The sequence below is a fragment of the Tepidanaerobacter sp. EBM-38 genome (genome assembly GCA_001896545.1).
In the GTDB taxonomy this organism is placed as follows: Bacteria; Bacillota; Thermosediminibacteria; order Thermosediminibacterales; family Tepidanaerobacteraceae; genus Tepidanaerobacter.
In genome coordinates this window covers 40,963-59,527 of the sequence record MPOT01000057.1, presented here as the reverse complement: position 1 = coordinate 59,527, position 18,565 = coordinate 40,963, and the positions used below count along the sequence as shown (strand labels likewise).

General features: G+C 38.2%; 17 protein-coding genes and 1 riboswitch. Of the genes, 4 read left to right on the top strand and 13 right to left on the bottom strand.

Features of this window, described 5'->3' with window-relative positions:
• Positions 1 to 4: 4 nt before the first annotated feature.
• On the bottom strand, positions 5 to 331 hold the full coding sequence (locus tag BUC45_RS07180) for a phage holin family protein (RefSeq protein ID WP_296971233.1): 327 nt from the start codon (positions 329 to 331) through the stop codon (positions 5 to 7).
• A gap of 165 nt (positions 332 to 496) precedes the next feature.
• On the opposite strand from BUC45_RS07180, the gene rpsT reads away from it, so the two are divergent.
• The gene (gene rpsT, locus BUC45_RS07175) at positions 497 to 769 is read left to right on the top strand and encodes a 30S ribosomal protein S20 (protein ID WP_296971232.1); all 273 of its coding nucleotides are present in this window, start codon (positions 497 to 499) and stop codon (positions 767 to 769) included.
• A 128-nt stretch (positions 770 to 897) separates the two neighbouring features.
• On the opposite strand, the gene holA is transcribed toward rpsT, so the two are convergent.
• Positions 898 to 1,842 carry a DNA polymerase III subunit delta gene (gene holA / locus BUC45_RS07170; RefSeq protein WP_296971231.1) on the bottom strand — a complete coding sequence of 315 codons (945 nt, stop codon included), beginning with the start codon at positions 1,840 to 1,842 and terminating at the stop codon, positions 898 to 900.
• Entirely contained in the window at positions 1,839 to 4,184 is a 2,346-nt protein-coding gene (locus tag BUC45_RS07165; protein WP_296971229.1) for a DNA internalization-related competence protein ComEC/Rec2, read from the bottom strand. The genes holA and BUC45_RS07165 overlap by 4 nt, the downstream gene beginning before the upstream one ends.
• Before the next feature lie 152 nt (positions 4,185 to 4,336).
• Positions 4,337 to 4,521, top strand: a riboswitch (cobalamin riboswitch).
• Between the two features lie 120 nt (positions 4,522 to 4,641).
• On the opposite strand from BUC45_RS07165, the gene cobT reads away from it, so the two are divergent.
• Together cobT and BUC45_RS07155 are read left to right on the top strand one after the other, a co-directional pair.
• Positions 4,642 to 5,697, top strand: coding sequence for a nicotinate-nucleotide--dimethylbenzimidazole phosphoribosyltransferase (cobT, locus tag BUC45_RS07160; RefSeq protein ID WP_296971228.1), 1,056 nt, complete (start codon positions 4,642 to 4,644; stop codon positions 5,695 to 5,697).
• Positions 5,698 to 5,915: 218 nt separating this feature from the next.
• Positions 5,916 to 6,278, top strand: coding sequence for a zinc ribbon domain-containing protein (locus tag BUC45_RS07155; RefSeq protein WP_296971227.1), 363 nt, complete (start codon positions 5,916 to 5,918; stop codon positions 6,276 to 6,278).
• Here BUC45_RS07155 and dapB read toward each other — a convergent pair.
• Positions 6,275 to 7,030: a 4-hydroxy-tetrahydrodipicolinate reductase gene (dapB, locus tag BUC45_RS07150; RefSeq protein WP_296971226.1), complete on the bottom strand. Its 756-nt coding sequence runs from the start codon at positions 7,028 to 7,030 to the stop codon at positions 6,275 to 6,277. The genes BUC45_RS07155 and dapB overlap by 4 nt on opposite strands.
• A 206-nt stretch (positions 7,031 to 7,236) precedes the next feature.
• Between dapB and rbr the strand changes: the two genes are divergently transcribed.
• A complete protein-coding gene (rbr, locus tag BUC45_RS07145) occupies positions 7,237 to 7,770 on the top strand; it encodes a rubrerythrin (RefSeq protein WP_366749916.1) in 534 nt (177 codons plus the stop codon).
• 101 nt (positions 7,771 to 7,871) lie between these two features.
• Here the strand turns inward: rbr and purD are convergent, their stop codons facing one another.
• The 9 genes from purD to BUC45_RS07100 all read right to left on the bottom strand — a co-directional run bounded on the left by purD (position 7,872) and on the right by BUC45_RS07100 (position 18,426).
• Entirely contained in the window at positions 7,872 to 9,125 is a 1,254-nt protein-coding gene (gene purD, locus BUC45_RS07140) for a phosphoribosylamine--glycine ligase (RefSeq protein ID WP_276791330.1), read from the bottom strand.
• A gap of 87 nt (positions 9,126 to 9,212) precedes the next feature.
• Positions 9,213 to 10,775, bottom strand: a complete 1,563-nt coding sequence (purH, locus tag BUC45_RS07135; RefSeq protein WP_276791332.1) for a bifunctional phosphoribosylaminoimidazolecarboxamide formyltransferase/IMP cyclohydrolase — start codon at positions 10,773 to 10,775, stop codon at positions 9,213 to 9,215.
• Positions 10,772 to 11,458: a phosphoribosylglycinamide formyltransferase gene (gene purN / locus BUC45_RS07130; protein WP_296971224.1), complete on the bottom strand. Its 687-nt coding sequence runs from the start codon at positions 11,456 to 11,458 to the stop codon at positions 10,772 to 10,774. The genes purH and purN overlap by 4 nt, the downstream gene beginning before the upstream one ends.
• A complete protein-coding gene (purM, locus tag BUC45_RS07125; RefSeq protein ID WP_296971223.1) occupies positions 11,401 to 12,405 on the bottom strand; it encodes a phosphoribosylformylglycinamidine cyclo-ligase in 1,005 nt (334 codons plus the stop codon). Before purM ends, purN begins: the two co-directional genes overlap by 58 nt.
• A 54-nt stretch (positions 12,406 to 12,459) precedes the next feature.
• On the bottom strand, positions 12,460 to 13,866 hold the full coding sequence (gene purF, locus BUC45_RS07120; protein ID WP_276791339.1) for an amidophosphoribosyltransferase: 1,407 nt from the start codon (positions 13,864 to 13,866) through the stop codon (positions 12,460 to 12,462).
• Complete coding sequence (purL, locus tag BUC45_RS07115; protein WP_296971222.1) at positions 13,863 to 16,076, bottom strand: phosphoribosylformylglycinamidine synthase subunit PurL; 2,214 nt, start codon at positions 16,074 to 16,076, stop codon at positions 13,863 to 13,865. The genes purF and purL overlap by 4 nt, the downstream gene beginning before the upstream one ends.
• Positions 16,054 to 16,779: a phosphoribosylformylglycinamidine synthase subunit PurQ gene (gene purQ, locus BUC45_RS07110; protein ID WP_296971221.1), complete on the bottom strand. Its 726-nt coding sequence runs from the start codon at positions 16,777 to 16,779 to the stop codon at positions 16,054 to 16,056. Before purQ ends, purL begins: the two co-directional genes overlap by 23 nt.
• 2 nt (positions 16,780 to 16,781) lie before the next feature.
• The gene (gene purS, locus BUC45_RS07105; RefSeq protein ID WP_296971220.1) at positions 16,782 to 17,030 is read right to left on the bottom strand and encodes a phosphoribosylformylglycinamidine synthase subunit PurS; all 249 of its coding nucleotides are present in this window, start codon (positions 17,028 to 17,030) and stop codon (positions 16,782 to 16,784) included.
• Between the two features lie 232 nt (positions 17,031 to 17,262).
• Positions 17,263 to 18,426 (bottom strand): aminotransferase class I/II-fold pyridoxal phosphate-dependent enzyme, encoded by a 1,164-nt coding sequence (locus tag BUC45_RS07100; protein WP_296971219.1) that lies wholly within the window; start codon positions 18,424 to 18,426, stop codon positions 17,263 to 17,265.
• Positions 18,427 to 18,565: the final 139 nt, after the last annotated feature.

Sequence of the window (18,565 nt, the reverse complement as noted above, 5' to 3'; positions counted from 1 at the left end):
CTCCTTATCTAAGTTCAGTTGGAACAAAGGCGTCGACCACACCTATAACCAATGATGCTAATAGCGCCCCCCACCAAGTTACGCTCATAGCAGGAACTAGAAACTGTGCGAAATATATAACTACTGCAGCAGTGATGAAGCCTACTATACCCCTGCTTTGCGGCGAAACCTTATCTCCGAGAAGGCTTTCCACTATAAAACCTAAAATAGCAATCACTATTGCAGCAATCAGAGCTCCTGTAAAGCCTGCTATCTTAAAACCCGGAAGTATAAAGCTAATCAACATAAGCACTAAGGCAGATACAATAAATCTAATTATCATTCCTATCATAAAATTAACACCTCCATTTATTTTTCATTAATATAGTAACCGTTAATTTTTTATAATATACTATAAAAGAGTTTTTTATATCAGCATTTTATATTGTGCCTTCTCTTGCATTTTATCCAATGAAGTGATAAAATATCCCTAGTGTTTTAAGGGGGTGAATAAATTTTGGCAAATATTGCATCGGCAAAAAAGCGCGTACGCCAGGCAAATAAGCGTACGCTTCAGAATAACAAAGTAAAGTCACAAATAAGATATTCCATTAAAAAGTTTTTGGAAGCTATCGATACAGCTGATTCTGATAGCATTCAGACTAGTTTCAAAGAAGCCGTAAAGATAATCGATAAGGCTGTTTCCAAAGGAGTTATTCATAAAAATGCCGCAGCTCGTAAGAAATCAAATCTTTATAAGAAACTTTTAGAAGTCAATAAAGCAAGTTAATCAGCGTAAGCAGAGCTTACGCATTTTCTTTTTTTGTACCTATGTACGATTAATATGATATATAGATATTTTGTTTTTAGGATTAATATTTACTGAATATTCGTTATTTTAAGGACGTGCTTTTTTTATTAGGAGATACTAGTCACCAACAGTTCAAGGCCTATTCTTTCCTTAATTCTTCCCTTTTTAATATCCATATCAAGGTCTTGACATAATTTTAAAGATTTTTTTAGTTCTTCTAACGTAAAATTCTCAGACTGTTTTATAGCCTTTCTAATCACAAAAGGATGTAATCCCGACTTTTCTGTTATTTCCTGAAAACTTAAGCCCTGCATAGATTTTACTGTTATTAAATTCATCACATGTTTCGATATCATATACAGTATAACTATGCCTTTTTCTCCTTGTTCCAATAAACGATTTATTATCTCAACAGCTTCTGTAGACTTTTTTAAGCCTATACAGTCCATCATTTCAAATATATTACCCTCCAAGGATTTATAAAAGATATCAGATAAATCATTTTGCTCAACAGTCTGTTTCTCAGCCAAAAAAGCAGCTATCTTTCTGAGCTCACTGTCAGTTTGATATAAATCTTCGGTATATTCAGCTATAAAATAGGCCGTTTTTAAATCCATACTCTTGCCATATAGTTTTATCCTTTGCTGCACCCAAAGAGCCTTGTCTTTTAGTGAAAGTGTATTAAATTCTCGGACTATCCCTTTGGATTTAATCATCTTAAATATTTTCTTTCGCTTATCTGCTTTTGTGGCGGTAAAAATAAGATAAGTATGGTCGGGTATAATCTCTAATTCATTTAAAAAATAATCTTCTTGGTTAGTTTTTCCACTTTCAAAGAACCTGGCATCATAGACAACTACCAGCTTTTTTGCTGACATCATCGGCACTATGTTGCATGCTTTTAATATATCTTCTTCAATTACCGTTTTACCGTCAAGGGGAATAAAGTTGATAGCTTCTAAGTTTTTAGGAACAATTTTTTGTTTTATCTTTGCAACTTCTTCTTTTATTAAAAGTTTTTCTTCTCCAAAAAAAAGAATTAAGTTTTTCATGGCTCTTTTAACTCCTCAGGAATTGTTGTATATATTTTAACACTGCTGTTGGAAATTTTAAAGCTGACTGCACCGCTAAAATCCGTTCTAAGCACTGTTACACCAAGGTTTTTCAGTAGTTCTATTACTTGTGGTGACGGATGGCCAAAATTGTTATCTTTGCCCACGGAAATTATGCCATATGAAGGTTTAGCTTTTAATAAGAATTCTTCAGATGTGGATGATTGACTCCCATGGTGGCCAATTTTTAGTACATCTGAGCTTATATCTATCTCAGAACTTATCAGGCTTTGCTCTCCTTCGTATTCTAAATCACCTGTGAATAAAAAGCTTATACCTTTATAATTCATCTTAAGCACAACCGAACCATTATTGCTCGAGTAATTCGTTTTTTCATTTTTTACAGGATTTAGCACATCAAAAATAGCATCATCAATAATAAACTGATCTCCTCTACCAACCTGTACGGTTTTAATTTGCTTTTGCTGTGCAATTCTAAGCATTTCTTTGAAAATAGCACAATCTTCAGGCACACCATATACAATACTTTTAACTTTCATAGAATTTAATATGGATAAAAGACCTTTTGCATGGTCATCATCAAAATGAGTAAAAACTAATACGTCAATTTTATTTATTCCTTTTGAATAAAGCAAGGGCATGATTATATCTTCACCCGTGTCAAAATCGCCATTATAATATACAGGTGTGCCACCACCATCGATTAACACAACTTTTTTGCTTTTAGTTTGAATGAGAATAGAATCCCCTTGTCCCACATCTATAAAAGTCACCTCCAAAACTTTTAGAGGTATAATGACAGGTATAAGCGCAAGAAACATTAGAATAACTGCACAAAGCCTTTTATGTCTTGATTCAATTTTACCAAAGGACGGTACAAAATCAAACATCAAAACCAAAAACATAAAATACAGAACTATACTTATTGGAGGTATTGCGGGAACTATTATTGTTGAAAAAGGCAGTTGCGAACTTACAAGGATAATTTTTTCTACAATTTTTAATAAAAAGCCAGGGACTGTAATAAAAAGTGATCCCATAAAGGTAAATAAGAGCCCAATAACACCTGAAATAAGTCCGCTGATTAATATTATACTTACTAAAGGTATTACCAAGATATTAGTTATAAATCCGATTAGTGATATGCTGTTAAAATAATAAGCCAAAAAAGGCCATACAGTAAGTTGAGCCGATACCATGACTGTGATTGAGTCCCTAAGATACCCTGGAAGCTTTTCAAGAATTAACTTTAAAGGATCGAAAAAAAGCATTATTCCAAGCACTGCAGCATAAGAAAGCTGAAAACTGATGGAGAACAGAGTTAGCGGGTTCATAAATAATAAAAACGTTGCCGAAAGGCAAAGAGTATTTATAGGGTCGTTTTTTCTCCCTACGACCTTGGCTAACATAAATACTATTATCATTATAGCCGCTCTTATGACCGACGGAGATAGCCCTGCCATAAAACTATAAAAAATGATGGCAGTACTTCCTATGATAAAAGAAAGAATGTTTGATAAACCCAATCTGGAAAAAACCATCTCAAGAGCTGCATATATGATTCCCGTATGAAGGCCGGACACTGCCAAGACATGTGCCACTCCGCCATTTTTTACAGCTTTCATAGTTTCGGCAGGGATGTTGTCCTTTATTCCAAGAGCAATACCAACCATCAGTGATGACAAATTCGGAGGAAGGCAGGATTCATAAAAAGACGTTAAATTCTCTCTCAAGCGAAAAGCAGTTGATATAAAGGGGTTTGTTCTACATCTCCCAATTTTAGCTATTTCCCGGGAAAATATGGAGGCCGAGATGCCTTTTTGCAAAAGATATGCTTTATAATCAATGCCGTTTGGATTTCGCCGGCCTTGTGGAAGTTTCAACTTACCAGAAAACTTTATAACATCGCCGTATCGATATACTATACTTTCGTCATCTAAGAGCGAAGAAAGTCTTACTTTCCCAGTTACAACTTCATACTTTTCATCATCTAACAAATATAAAACTTTTACATCATATACCACTTTATCTTGTTTCACTGTAGGAACGTTAATTACCATACCTATCAAGGTCTGCTGCTGTTCTGCAAAATCAGCTACTGTTCCTACCATTTTATCCAATCTGAAGTTATAATAAAATGCTCCAAAAAATACTATAGCCATGGCTAATAGTGCCATTCTTGCTTTTTTATTTTTAATTAATATACTCCCTGCAAAATTTATAATAGATATAACAATAAACATCCCAGCCGCCTTTACAGAATTACCTAGTACTATACCGGGAATGAAAAACATCACAAAAAACAGAAAGGGTCGGTACATTTTATGACTCCTTAAGCTTTATTTTAACAATAGTTATTTCTGGATTTGTTAGGAAAATCCTGCTTTTAAATTCATTCAGCATTAAATGTAAAAATAATTTACAAACTTAAAGAAGGAAAAATCAAATTTTTAGAGAATACTATATTATAAATATAATATTAAACTTTTTAGGTGCCCATTAGGGAGAATAGGGAATCAGGTGAAAATCCTGCAGCGGACCCGCCACTGTAAGCAGTAAGTTTCCCACAATTGCCACTGAAAGTTATAAGCTTTTGGGAAGGCGTGGATAAGCACTGAACTGCAAGCCAGGAGACCTGCCTAAAATGTTTATAAAATGTCTTCAGGATGATGGTAAAGTTCTAAGATTGAGTTTTTTATTCAATCTTAGAACTTTTTTGTTCATCCAAATACTTAATTAAATTTAATCCATAATTTATCTTATTGAGGAGGAAGTTTTATGACCAAATTTGAACAGACCTTACAACAAATTAAACCTCTAGATGAAGAGGTTATGAAAAAAACTCAGGCACGCCTGGATGATCTGACAAAACCTGCCGGGAGCTTGGGTATGTTAGAAAATATCGCAAAGCAAATTGCCGGTATAACAGGCAATGTGGTTCCTGAATTGCCAAAAAAGGCTGCAATTTTAATGGCAGGAGACCATGGTATACTTAAAGAAGGGGTAGCGCCTTTCCCACAGGAGGTAACACCTCAAATGGTGCTTAATTTTGTAAATGGCGGAGCTGCCATGAGCGTACTAACACGACATGAAAATGCTAAATTATATGTAGTTGACATTGGTGTGGCTTCAGATTTACCTGATGTGCCAAACATAATCAATAGAAAAGTAGCATATGGAACGAAAAACATGGCCGAAGGACCTGCTATGACTTACGAAGAAGCAACTCAAGCTATCGAAGTAGGAATTGATATTGCTGAAATGGCTATTAAGGAAGGTGCCGGAATAATAGCTATTGGCGAAATGGGTATTGGAAACACCAGTCCCAGCTCTGCCATTATTGCTACTTATAGTAATCTTCCGGTTGAAGATGTAGTAGGGAGAGGCACTGGAGTAGATGATGAAAGATTAAAAATAAAAATAGCTGCTATCGAAAAAGCTTTAATGGTAAATAAACCAAATCCTAAAAACCCCCTGGATGTCCTATCAAAGGTAGGCGGTTTAGAAATCGCCGGGCTGACCGGAGTAATACTTGCTTGTGCTGCAAACCGAGTTCCAGTTATAATTGACGGATTTATTTCAGGAGCTGCCGCAGTTATAGCAAAAGAAATGTCACCATTAGCTGCAAACTACATGTTAGGCTCACATCTCTCCGAAGAACCTGGGCATAAGGTAATTCTGGATTTTTTAGGTATCAAGCCAATACTAATGTTGAACATGCGATTAGGAGAGGGCACCGGTGCAGCTCTTGCAATGAACATAGTAGATGCAAGCCTAAAAATATTAAAGGAAATGGCAACATTTAGTGAAGCTGGCGTTTCAAGCAAACTGTAAATGAAATAACAGCATATAATTATGTTAAATTGTTAAGTAATCCCTGCGCTAAGCTGCTTGGCAAGGGATTACTTTTTACTTTACAAAAACCAATATTACTTTTAAATGTGGATAAAATAACTCTGGTGATTCTTTTTTTGAGCAGCTCTTTATTTTCCTTATTGAGTATTATATAATTTACAATAATAAATCAAAAACTTTTTTACGGGGGAATGTCTATGTTTTTCTTCGGCATCTTTGGAATTCAGCAAAAGGACCGTCCTGTAAAAGAATTCGATAATATAATTTGTCCTGAATGCGGAAGGCTTACCCGGGCAGAACTTAGAGAATCATTTACATATTTTCACTTCTTTTTTATACCAATATTCAAATGGAATAAACAATATTTTCTTCAGCTTAGATGCTGCGGCAGTATATATACTGTAAATCAGGACTATGTAAGAGAACTTCAGCATGGCGATAGTGTAGATTTTGACCGGTTACAAAAAATGCAAATGCCAAACAATATTTGTCCTCACTGTGGAAGTTTCATAAATCCGAATTTTGCTTATTGCCCTTTTTGCGGACAAAAGCTTTCTTAGTGACTCAAGCTGCTTATCAAATCTTGCATTGTGTAGTAACCCGGTTTTTGTTGAGCAATAAATCTAATAACTTTTATAGCTCCATTTGCCAAAACTTTTCTTGATGTCAGCTTATGAGAAATTTCTACGGTTTCATCTTCACCTATAAAAAACACCGTATGTTCTCCTACTAAATTGCCGCCCCGAATTGCATGAATACCAATTTCATTTTTATCGCGCTTTTTTCTTATATCAGCTCTGTTATATACATAGTATACATCCTTACGAACTTCTTTAATGCCATTGGCAATCATAAGTGCAGTTCCACTGGGTGCATCTATTTTCTGATTGTGATGCTTTTCGATAATTTCAATATCATGGTCCGACAAAATCTCTGCGGCCTGCTTAGCTAAGCTCAAAAGCAGAGAAATACCTAAACACATATTATGTGAAACAAATACAGGCACAGTCCTTGCAGCATTATAAAGCAATTCTTTATGCTCTTCTTCAAGACCTGTGGTACCTACCGCCAAAGCAACACCTTTAGCGGTAACATAATCAGTAAGTTGTTTTATAGCAGAAGGATTGGAGAAATCTATTATTACATCCGGAATTTCCGGAATTTTAAACAGGTCATCATAAATGACTAAATCTCCTTCATTGTATGCTATATCAAAACCGGCTATTGCTTTCATATCATTATCATTTCTCATCAATTGAATTACAGTTTTTCCCATTTTACCTTGAGCACCGCTTACAACTACTTTTATCATGCTAAAAAAACCTCCGATCTACATATTTATAGATTAATAGTATATATTATGTGTAATAATACCATTTGGCTTCAAGTTATTCAATTATATTTTTTATAATTTTATGCTCATATTTTTTATTACCTAGAAGAAGGAATTACTGGTTTTTTGTCGAATAATATATTAATAGAAACTATAACTATTATCAAAAAGGGAGGCAAACAATGATGGAATTAAAAGGTTCTAAAACCGAAAAAAATCTTCTAGAAGCCTTTGCAGGTGAATCCATGGCCCGCAACAAATATAATTTTTTTGCTTCAATAGCAAAAAAAGAGGGCTATGAACAAATAATGGGTGTTTTTCAGGAAACCGCTGACAATGAAAAGGAACACGCCAAAATGTGGGCTAAATATCTGGGATTAATCGGCGACACCAAAAAAAATCTTGAAGAGGCAGCAAAAGGTGAAAACTATGAGTGGTCGGATATGTACAAAGAATTTGCCGAAACAGCTAGAGAAGAGGGGTTTAATGATATAGCAGCACATTTTGAAAAAGTTGCGGAAGTTGAAGCAGAACATGAGAAAAGATATTTAAAACTGCTTTCTAGATTACAAGATGGAACTGTCTTTAAGCGTTCCGAACCTATCAAATGGCGCTGCCGCAATTGCGGTTACATTTATGAAGGTACTGAGCCGCCTGAAATATGTCCTGCTTGTGCACATCCAAAGGCGTTTTACGAGCCTGCAGCATTTAATTATTAAATTTAAAAGCCTCCGATCGGAGGCTTTTAAATTTCATGCACGGTTTATTGTAAATATTTACAAATAAATTTAGAAATCATTATTAAATTAATTATTTACTCTTAGAGACCAATGTCTTTTCTGTAATGCATGCCATCAAAATATATCTTTGAAACAGATTTATAAACTAATTCACGAGCATCTTGTACGTCTTTCCCCAAAGCTGTTACTCCTAGAACTCTCCCGCCTGCCGTAACAATTTCACCATTTTTCAAGGCTGTACCTGCATGAAATACTATACTTCCGTTTTTTTCGGCATCTGCTAGACCTCTTATGGGTTTACCTGTTTCATAGGAACCCGGATAGCCTCCGGATGCTATAACCACGCATACTGCAGCTTCTTGCTTCCACTCTATTTTAGTATTTAGTAAATTTCCATTTATTACGGATTCTACAATATCTACCAGATCCGTTTTAAGTCGAGGAATTACCACTTGAGTCTCAGGGTCACCAAACCGGCAGTTATATTCCAAGACTTTGGGGCCAGACTTTGTAAGAATAAGCCCGGTATATAAAATTCCTTTAAATGGTATACCTTCACTAGCCATAGCATCAACAGTCCGCTGAATAATGTCATGTTCTACAGTTTTTGCTAATTCTAAGGTATAAGCCGGGGCAGGCGAAACTGCTCCCATACCCCCGGTATTCGGGCCTTCATTATTATCAAAAACTCTCTTGTGGTCGCGACTGCTCACCATTGGAACAGCCACTTTGCCATCACAAAAAGCAAGCACTGTCACTTCAGGACCTTCTAAATACTCTTCGATAACTACACGCGATCCGGATTCCCCAAAGGCTCTATCGATCATTATGCTCTTAACTGCTTCTTTGGCAGTATCCCTATCATGTGCAATAATAACTCCCTTACCTGCCGCTAGACCCTCGGCTTTAACAACTAGAGGCATTTGGGCAGTATTTATATAATCCGCAGCATCCTGAGCCCTTTCAAAGACTCGATAGTCAGCTGTCGGGATTTTATACTTTTTCATTAAGTCCTTTGAAAATACTTTACTACCTTCTATTTGAGCTGCTGCTTTACTGGGACCGAAAATACCCAGTCCCCTGCTTTCAAATTCATCGACTATACCTGCCACCAATGGTGCTTCCGGACCCACTATTGTCAAATCAATATTATTTTCTTTTGCAAAATCTGCCAATCTATTTATATCGTTTACCGATATATCAACACAAGTTGCAAGATTTTTAATGCCTGGATTACCTGGAGCAGAGTATACCCGGTCAACCCTAGGACTTTGAGCAAGCTTCCATACCAACGTGTGTTCTCGACCCCCGCCTCCAACTACAAGGACTTTCAAGCGTGCTACCTCCTTTTACTAAGCAGTTTATTAATATGCGTATAAGCGGGCGGTCAAAGAAAGGCCGCCCATACATATGCTACTGAATTAATGTTTGAAATGCCGCATTCCTGTAAAGACCATGGCAATGTCGTTGGCATCTGCTGCTTTAATAGAATCTTCATCGCGCAATGAGCCTCCCGGCTGAATAATAGCCGTTATTCCAGCATCTGCTGCTGCCTCTACCACATCAGAGAAGGGGAAGAATGCATCTGAGGCTAACACTGCACCTTTGGCCTTGTCACCTGCATGAGCAATACTTTGCTCTGTCGGCCAAATCCTGTTAACCTGCCCTGCACCGACACCGACAGTAATAAGGTCTTTTGCTAAAACTATGGCATTAGATTTTACATGCTTTACAACCTTCCAACCAAAGAGCAGGTCTTTCATCTCCTTATCAGATGGAGCACGCTTTGTCACAACTTTTAAATCACTTTCATCAAAATCTTTTATATCCAGCTCTTGAACTAACAAACCTCCTGACACTTTTTTCATATCTAAGCCGAAATCGGATTTATTATCAAAATCTACTTCCAATATCCGTAGATTTTTCTTTGTCTTCAATATTTCCAGAGCTTCAGGTTCATATCCCGGTGCAATTACAATTTCCAAGAATATCTTAACCAATTCTTCAGCCGTCCGGGCATCCACAGGTCTATTTAATGCCACAATCCCACCAAAAATTGATACAGGATCAGCTGCATATGCCTTAACATAAGCATCATAAATATTATCACTGCATGCCACACCGCAAGGATTTGTGTGCTTTAAGCCTACCGCTGCCGGCATATCAAACTCCCTAACTGCCTTAAGTGCAGCATCTGCATCATTTATGTTGTTGAATGATAATTCCTTACCTCCAAGCTGTTTAGCACCGGCTAATGTGCCAGAATGCCTTCCTATTTCACCATAAAAAGCCGCCTTTTGATGAGGATTTTCCCCATAGCGCAGATCTTGAATTTTTTCGTACGCCAAAGTAAGATTCTCTGGAAACTCTGTAATTGCTAAATCAGCAGGTTCATCAGCTAAAATCTGTTTTTCCAAATACCCTGAAATCAAAGCATCATAATGGGCTGTATGCTCAAAAACCTTGCAAGCCAGCTTAATTCGCTGCTTACCGTCGATATTACCTTTCTTTTTCAGTTCATCCAGTATAAGTGGATAATCTTCAGGGTCCACAACGACAACCACGTCCTTATGGTTTTTGGCTGCAGAACGCAGCATCGACGGACCACCGATATCTATATTTTCGATAGCCTCCTCCAAAGTTACGCCTGGCTTTTCGATGGTTTGTTTAAATGGATAAAGATTTATAGCTACAAGGTCAATAGGTTCTATGCCCAGCTTTGATATTTGCTGCATATGTTCATCATTGTCCCTTCTAGCCAGTATTCCGCCATGGATCTTGGGATGGAGGGTTTTAACCCGACCATCGAGGATTTCCGGAAATCCGGTAACATCGGACACAGCGGTAACTTTTATACCTGCTTCTTGTAAGGCCTTAGCTGTGCCTCCTGTAGAGAGTATCTCCACTCCTAATTCAAGAAGGCCTCTTGCAAATTCTACTAGGCCCTCTTTATTTGAAACTGATATTAGAGCTCGCTTAATCATTGCGAATCCTCCTTGCTGATTATTTTGACCCTACGGCCATTAATTTCTAATCTACCTTCGGCAAATAGTTTTATTGCTTCTGGGTATATTCTGTGCTCCTCTTCTAACACCCGTGCTGCCAAAGTTTCAACAGTATCATCATCCTTAACGGGTACAGCCCTTTGTAAAATGATAGGACCTGTATCAGCCCCTTCATCTACAAAATGAACTGTTACTCCGGTTAGCTTTACACCGTAATCCAGCACGGCTTTATGCACTTTTTCGCCATAAAATCCTTCACCGCAAAAAGCCGGTATGAGAGATGGATGAATATTCATGATTTTACCTTGAAAAGCCCGGACAAAATGTGGAGATAGGACTCTGATATATCCTGCCAGTATGACTAAATCCACATTATAGGCATTAAGGATTTTTATGAGTTCATTTTCGTATTCTTCCCTAGTTTTATAATTCTTCGGCAGCACTACCGCTGCAGGAATATTGTGTTTCTTTGCCCTTTCCAGGGCATAAACATCTTGCTTGCTGGAAATGACTACAACAACTTCTGCCGGAAGGTAGCCTGCTTCCGCTTTGTCAATGATGGATTGCAGGTTGGAACCTCCGCCGGATACCAAAATACCAAGCCTCAGCTTTGGCAAAATACCACCCCGCCTTTCCCCATAGATACCTGTCCTATAATCCAAGCGTTTTCTCCTTGCTCTCTTACAGTATTTAAAATAGTATCGGCATTTTCTTCCGGCGCAACAATTACATACCCTATGCCCATATTAAAAGTCCTATACATTTCTTTATCTTCAATCTGCCCTATTTTTTGAATCAAGTGAAATACCGGCGGAATTTCCCAAGACCCCTTATTGATTATAAACTCCATGCCTTCCGGTAATATGCGCGGTAGGTTTTCTATCAATCCCCCACCAGTAATATGTGCCATACCATGGACATTGAAATCTTCAAGAGATTTAACCGTTTTTGAATATATTTTTGTAGGTTTTAATAGTTCTTCTCCTAGCGTTTCCCCAAAATCTTCAATATAATCTTCCGGCGAAAGCCCACCTAACTCAAACAATACTTTCCTTGCTAAGGAATAACCATTGCTGTGAAGACCTGATGATGCAATTCCAATAACAACATCATCTTTTTTTATAGATAAACCATCAATGATTTTAGTTTTATCCACAACTCCCACAGCAAAGCCTGCAATATCATACTCATCTTCATCATACATTCCTGGCATCTCCGCTGTTTCGCCGCCAAGAAGTGCACATCCGGCCATCTTACAGCCATCAGCTACACCTTTAACTATATCGGCAACCTTTTCGGGAACAAGTTTTCCAAGTGCAATGTAATCCAGGAAAAATAAGGGTTCCGCACCGTGAACTAATATATCATTTACACACATTGCTACACCGTCGATACCTATCGTATCGTGCTTGTCCATCATAAAAGCTATCTTGAGCTTTGTACCGACTCCATCAGTGCCGGAAACCAGCACAGGTTCTCGGTATTTCTTGACATCAAGTTGAAAAAAGCCGCCAAAACTTCCTAAATTTCCTAACACGCCAGGCCTGAAGGTAGAACGCACATGGCCTTTTATGAGCTCGACTGCTCGATTACCCGCGTCCACATCCACTCCGGCATCTTTATAAGTGGCTCTTTTTATTTTAACTCACATCCTTTTTCAGATTTAACGTTTTTCAAATACATAACGTTTTCCTTCACGAGGAACCTCAATCGGATATGCTCCCGAAAAACATCCCGTGCAAAATCTCTCACCTGAAAAACCTGTAGCCTTCATCAGACCGTCTAAGCTCAAATATCCGAGGCTATCGGCTCCTATATACTGCCTGATTTCTTCTATCTTCCGTTGAGCGCCTATAAGTTCTTTGCGAGTGGAAGTATCAATGCCAAAATAACAAGAGTGCATAACCGGCGGTGAACTGACGCGAACATGTACTTCTTTAGCTCCAGCTTCTTTTAAAACCTTAACTATGAGACCGCTGGTGGTGCCACGCACGATAGAATCATCGACCATTATAAGGCGTTTACCGCGAACGGCTTCCTTTACAGCATTTAGCTTGAGTTTAACTCCAATTTCCCTTGAGCTCTGAGTAGCTTTAATAAAAGTCCTACCAACATAGCGATTTTTAATAAGCCCGATGCCAAATGGAATCCCGGCGGCTTCGGCATAGCCCATGGCAGATACCGTTCCTGAATCCGGCACACCTATGACCAAATCAGCCTCAACTGGATGCTCCTTTGCAAGTAGCTTCCCCGCTTCCCAACGAGCCATATGAACATTGCTCCCATCAATGGTACTATCAGGTCGTGCAAAGTACACAAATTCAAAAATACACAGTGCCGAACTTGAATTATCTTTATCCTTTTTGATACTCTTTACTCCATCCTTATTTATAACAATTATTTCTCCGGGCTCTACATCTCTGATAAATTTAGCATCAATAGTATCCAATGCACAGCTTTCTGATGTAAGAATATATGAATCGTCTTGCTTACCCAGGCACAGCGGTCTGATACCATGCGGATCCCGCATGCCTATTAAGGTATCTTCTGTCATAATAACCAATGCATAGGAGCCTTTTATTTTCTCCATACAGATTTCTGCTGCCTTTATAATATCTTCAGAATGTTCCTGCGCAATTAAAAAAGCTACTACTTCACTGTCTATTTCAGTCTGGAAAGCCACTCCACGTTCTTCCAGCTCTCTACGCAGTTCCTGGGAATTTACCAGATTGCCATTATGAGCTACAGCTAAAGAACCTTTTTTGTACCGAACTACAAGAGGTTGAGAATTAATAAGAGTGTTGGCTTCCGTGGTTGAGTATCTCACATGACCTACACCTATGTGCCCAGACAGTTCGTCTAGTATCTCATCATTAAACACTTCAGAAACTAAGCCCATTGCTTTATGATATTTTATACCGCTGCCTGAAGTTACTGCAATTCCAGCGCTTTCCTGGCCTCGATGCTGCAGTGCATAAAGACCGTAAAATATATTGCGCCCGAGAGTAACATCTTTTTGTGGATTGTATATACCAAAAACACCGCAGGCTTCTTTTAGTTTATCGCTCATTTTTCTATTCTCCGTTTAATAGCATTATTCCATATTTCAGCTATTCTCTCTGTTGATACTTCTATCTTGCCAACAACTTGCTCTTTTTGTTTCACTTGTATGTTTAAACCACCGGATTTTACAAATCCCAGCACACTTGTTTTGACACCGATTTCTTTGGCAAGCTTATTTAAGACAGAAAGATTTTCTTCTGGTAAACTTAATATTATTCTAGATTGACCTTCTCCAAAGAGCAGCGTATCCGGTCTTAAATCGGTTTCAATCTCTCCGGAAAAGCCGAGATTCCCTGCTATGCAGCATTCGGCCAATGCAACAGCCAAACCGCCTTGAACAACATCATGGGCAGAATTGACAAGCCCTAATTCAATGGCTTTTAAACAACAGGTTTGCACTTTCTTCTCTAATTCAATATCAAGCCTGGGTGCAGGACCTGCAGTAATGTTTAATACTTCCTGCAAATAAGTAGATCCTCCTAATTCATCAGTATTCTCACCAAGAAGGACTACCAAATCACCCTGTTTCTTAAAATTCATCGTGCAATGTTTATTTACATCATCTAAAACTCCCACCATTCCTACTATTGGTGTGGGATATACGGCACTGAACTTTCCTTCATTATAAAAGCTGACATTACCGCTTATAACTGGAATATTCAACTTCTTGGAAACTTCTGATATGCCATCGACACATTTTTCAAATTGGTAATAAACCTCTGGTTTTTCAGGATTGCCAAAGTTGAGACCATCAGTAAGTGCTAAAGGTTTTGCGCCACTTACCACCAGATTTCTGGCAGCTTCTGCTACTATCTGTTTACCTCCCTCATATGGGTCAAGGTAGCAATAATAACCGTTACCGTCAACAGAAACTGCGATTCCCTTTTTTGTCCCTTTTATTCTAATAACTGCAGCATCTGACCCTGGTGCAACTACGGTATTCGTACCTATAGTCTGGTCAAATTGGCGGTATACTATAGCTTTACTGGCAATATTAGGTGAATCAAGCAGTTTAAACAATACTTCATTTAAATCATCAGTTACCGGGATTTTCGAAAAATCAATTTGAAGTTTATCCATATATACCGGCCTTTTACTTTCTCGTTTGACAATAGGTACACCTTCAGCCAGTGATGCGGCTGGGACTTCACCTACAACCTTCCCGTTTTCTAATATTCTCAGCATTCCATCATCGGTAACCGTTCCAAATTTTACAGCATCTAAATCCCATTTTTTAAAGATTTTCTTTACATCATCCTCATGGCCTTTCTCCACAATTACCAACATTCGTTCCTGAGATTCAGATATCATAATTTCATGAGGTTTCATGTCCTTATCTCTTTGAGGAACCAAAGCAACATCGAGTTCTATTCCGCTTCCTGCTCGGGCAGCAGTTTCGCATGTAGAGGAAACTACTCCTGCGGCTCCCATATCCTGAACGCCGACTACCCAATCATTTTGTAGCAGTTCAAGACAGGCTTCCATCAGTTGTTTTTCCTTAAACGGGTCACCAACTTGCATCGGAGAACCCTGATCCGGATTGTCATCCGAGAGCTCCCCTGAGGCAAAACTTGCTCCGTGCATGCCATCACGTCCTGTAGCAGCACCAACCACCATTACAGAATTGCCTACTCCTGCTGCTTTTCCACGAACAATCTTGTCATGTTTAATTATTCCAACACACATGGCATTAACCAAGGGATTCTCTTTATATGAATCGTCAAAGTAGACCTCACCGCCGACCGTTGGAATACCCATAGCATTTCCGTAATCGCCAATTCCAGCAACTGCTTCTTCAAATAAATACTGTGTCCGATCATCGCAAAGACATCCAAAGCGAAGAGAATTTAAGAGAGCAATCGGTCTTGCACCCATAGTAAAAATATCCCGAATCATACCTCCTGCACCTGTAGCTGCTCCCTGATAAGGGTCAACCGCTGAAGGATGATTGTGGCTTTCAACCTTCATAGCAACTGCTAAATTATCTCCAATGTCAACTATTCCAGCGTTTTCACCAGGACCTTGCAGTACCTGTGGACCTTGAGTCGGAAACCGCTTCAATACAGGCTTTGAATTCTTATAACTGCAGTGTTCTGACCACATAACACTGTAAAGACTCAGTTCCAAATAATTAGGTTCCCTGCCCAGAATTTTTAATATTTCGTCAAATTCTAAATCAGTCAAGCCTAACTTCTTAGCTTCTTCTCGAGCAGTCATGGATTTTACCTCCTTCTACATACTGCAGAATAGACTGAAACATTCTTATTCCATCGGTGTTACCGAGAATTTCTTCGGCACATCTCTCCGGATGAGGCATCAGACCCAATATATTACCTTCTTGGTTTGCTATAGCTGCTATGTTTTCCATTGAACCCAAAGGATTCGACGCCTCCGCTGCGTTTCCGTTTATATCACAGTACGTCAAAACTATTTTATTTTGTGTCTTTAGTTGTTCCATTGTCTTTTTATCAGCATAATAGTTGCCATATTTGCATGCAACAGTTAAGCGAATTACTTCGCCATTTTTGTAAAGATTAGTAAAAGGAGTAGCGTTATTTTCAACCCGGACAAAAATATCCTCAGAATAAAATTTCAGGTCTTTATTGATTAGCATTGTTCCGGGCAAAAGGCCAGCTTCTAATAATATTTGAAATCCATTGCCTATACCCAATATGTACTTTCCGGCATTGGCAGCATCTATTACGGATTTAATGACTTTTGAACGAGCTGCCAGCGCTCCCGGGCGCAGATAATCACCATGAGATGCTCCGCCTGGAAGAATGATTAGATCAAAGTCTTGAGCGGCAAAAGTTTCTTTGTGAAAAATGTATTCCACAGGTTGGCCTAAAATATTTTTACAAACATGATAACAATCACCATCGCCACCACTTCCGGCAAACTGTATCACCGCACAATTCATGTTCAAACCTCCATTATTTCAAATTTGTAATCTTCAACTACAGGATTTACTAAAACTTTTTCACATAATTCCTTCATTATTTCCTTTGCTTTAGCTACATCACAAGCATTAATTCTTACCTCATAATACTTGCCCGTTTGTATATCTTGAATATCCTTAAATCCAATATTTGAAACAGTTGCTTTTATTGCGCTGCCTTGCGGATCCAGCACTCCAGTCTTGGGGAAAGTAAATACTTTTGCCAAAAACATACGCCCGACTCTCCTTTTATCATTTTATTTGTATTTTGCAGCAGACAATACCATTGGTTTTTTAGGTATTCTCTGTTACAGCATTGTAAAACTTTGCAGTATCATTGAATTTTGATAATTACATATTAACATAGGCCACTTTATTTAGCAATACTTTTTACGAACATTTTTATAAATATTTATAATATCGTGCGGTTTTAGGTCGTATTAGATTGGGCAGTCCGCCGGAATATTAGAGTTTATTTAAAAAAGCTCTTATCCTTTGTACTGCCTCTTCTAGGTTTTCCATCGAAGTAGCATAAGCCATCCTCACAAAACCTTGACCGTTTTCGCCAAATGAACTGCCTGGGACAACTGCAACTTTGCCTTCCCATAAAAGTCTTTGGGCAAATTCCTCTGAAGAAAGACCTGTTTTTTTAATTGAAGGGAATACATAAAATGCTCCTTTGGGTTCAAAGCAATCAAGTCCCATATTGCTCAAGCTTTCATATAAAAATTTTCTCCTTTTATCATATTCCATTCGCATATTTACAATATCTGCATCACCGTTCCTCAAGGCCTCTATTGCAGCATACTGACCCATGGTTGCCGCACAGGTTACATTATACTGATGAACCTTCAGCATCTCCTTAGTCAGGCCCTCCGGCGCTGCAACATACCCCAACCTCCATCCCGTCATAGCATAGGATTTAGAAAATCCGTTTATAGTAACCGTTCTCTCCCACATATCGGGAATCCCTGCAAAAGGCGTATGATTCACGCCATAAGTAAGTTCTGAATAAATTTCATCTGCAGCCACAATTAAATCATATTTCTTTATAATCGGAGCTAACTCTTCCAATGCTTCTTTAGTCATTACTGCTCCGGTAGGATTGTTCGGGTATGGCAGAATTAACAATTTTGTTCTGTCGGTAATATACTTTTCCAGTATATCGGCTCTTAGCGCAAAATCATCTTCTTGATATGTAGGCACATAAACCGGTTTACCCCCGGCTAAAATAGTACAAGGTTTATAAGCCACAAAAGAAGGCTGGGGAATTAATACTTCATCACCTTGCTCTACCAATGTTCTTATAACAACATCGATGGCTTGACTTGCTCCTATGGTAACAATAATTTCCGTTTCGGGGTTATAGCCTATTTTGTATCGATTTTCTAAGTACTTTGATATTTCTTGTCTGAGTTCAAGCAAACCTGCATTAGGAGTATAGAAGGTATGACCCTGTTTAAGAGCCTCGACAGCAGCTTGATTTATATGAGCTGGTGTTGTAAAATCAGGTTCACCAATACATAGAGAAATTGCTCCTTCTACTTCGTTTACCATATTAAAAAAATAACGTATTGTTGAAATTTCAATATCCTTTGCTCGCTGTGTTACATATTTCTGATAGTCCAAAAAATCTCCTCCCATAAATTAAATTAATTGATTTTTTAATTATGATTATATCTTCAAATGATTTCTTCGGCAAGATATTTTATATTATTGTAAAGAAGGAACTCTTGCTAAAAAAGAGAAGTTATAAGAAATAACAAAA

Bases quoted from the DNA above. Each gene is read 5' to 3' on its own strand.
- BUC45_RS07180 (WP_296971233.1), bottom strand. From the start codon at position 331: ATGATAGGAATGATAATTAGATTTATTGTATCTGCCTTAGTGCTTATG.
- holA (WP_296971231.1), bottom strand. From the start codon at position 1,842: ATGAAAAACTTAATTCTTTTTTTTGGAGAAGAAAAACTTTTAATAAAA.
- BUC45_RS07165 (WP_296971229.1), bottom strand. From the start codon at position 4,184: ATGTACCGACCCTTTCTGTTTTTTGTGATGTTTTTCATTCCCGGTATA.
- cobT (WP_296971228.1), top strand. From the start codon at position 4,642: ATGACCAAATTTGAACAGACCTTACAACAAATTAAACCTCTAGATGAA.
- BUC45_RS07155 (WP_296971227.1), top strand. From the start codon at position 5,916: ATGTTTTTCTTCGGCATCTTTGGAATTCAGCAAAAGGACCGTCCTGTA.
- dapB (WP_296971226.1), bottom strand. From the start codon at position 7,030: ATGATAAAAGTAGTTGTAAGCGGTGCTCAAGGTAAAATGGGAAAAACT.
- rbr (WP_366749916.1), top strand. From the start codon at position 7,237: ATGGAATTAAAAGGTTCTAAAACCGAAAAAAATCTTCTAGAAGCCTTT.
- purH (WP_276791332.1), bottom strand. From the start codon at position 10,775: ATGATTAAGCGAGCTCTAATATCAGTTTCAAATAAAGAGGGCCTAGTA.
- purF (WP_276791339.1), bottom strand. From the start codon at position 13,866: ATGAGCGATAAACTAAAAGAAGCCTGCGGTGTTTTTGGTATATACAAT.
- purL (WP_296971222.1), bottom strand. From the start codon at position 16,076: ATGACTGCTCGAGAAGAAGCTAAGAAGTTAGGCTTGACTGATTTAGAA.
- purQ (WP_296971221.1), bottom strand. From the start codon at position 16,779: ATGAATTGTGCGGTGATACAGTTTGCCGGAAGTGGTGGCGATGGTGAT.
- purS (WP_296971220.1), bottom strand. From the start codon at position 17,030: ATGTTTTTGGCAAAAGTATTTACTTTCCCCAAGACTGGAGTGCTGGAT.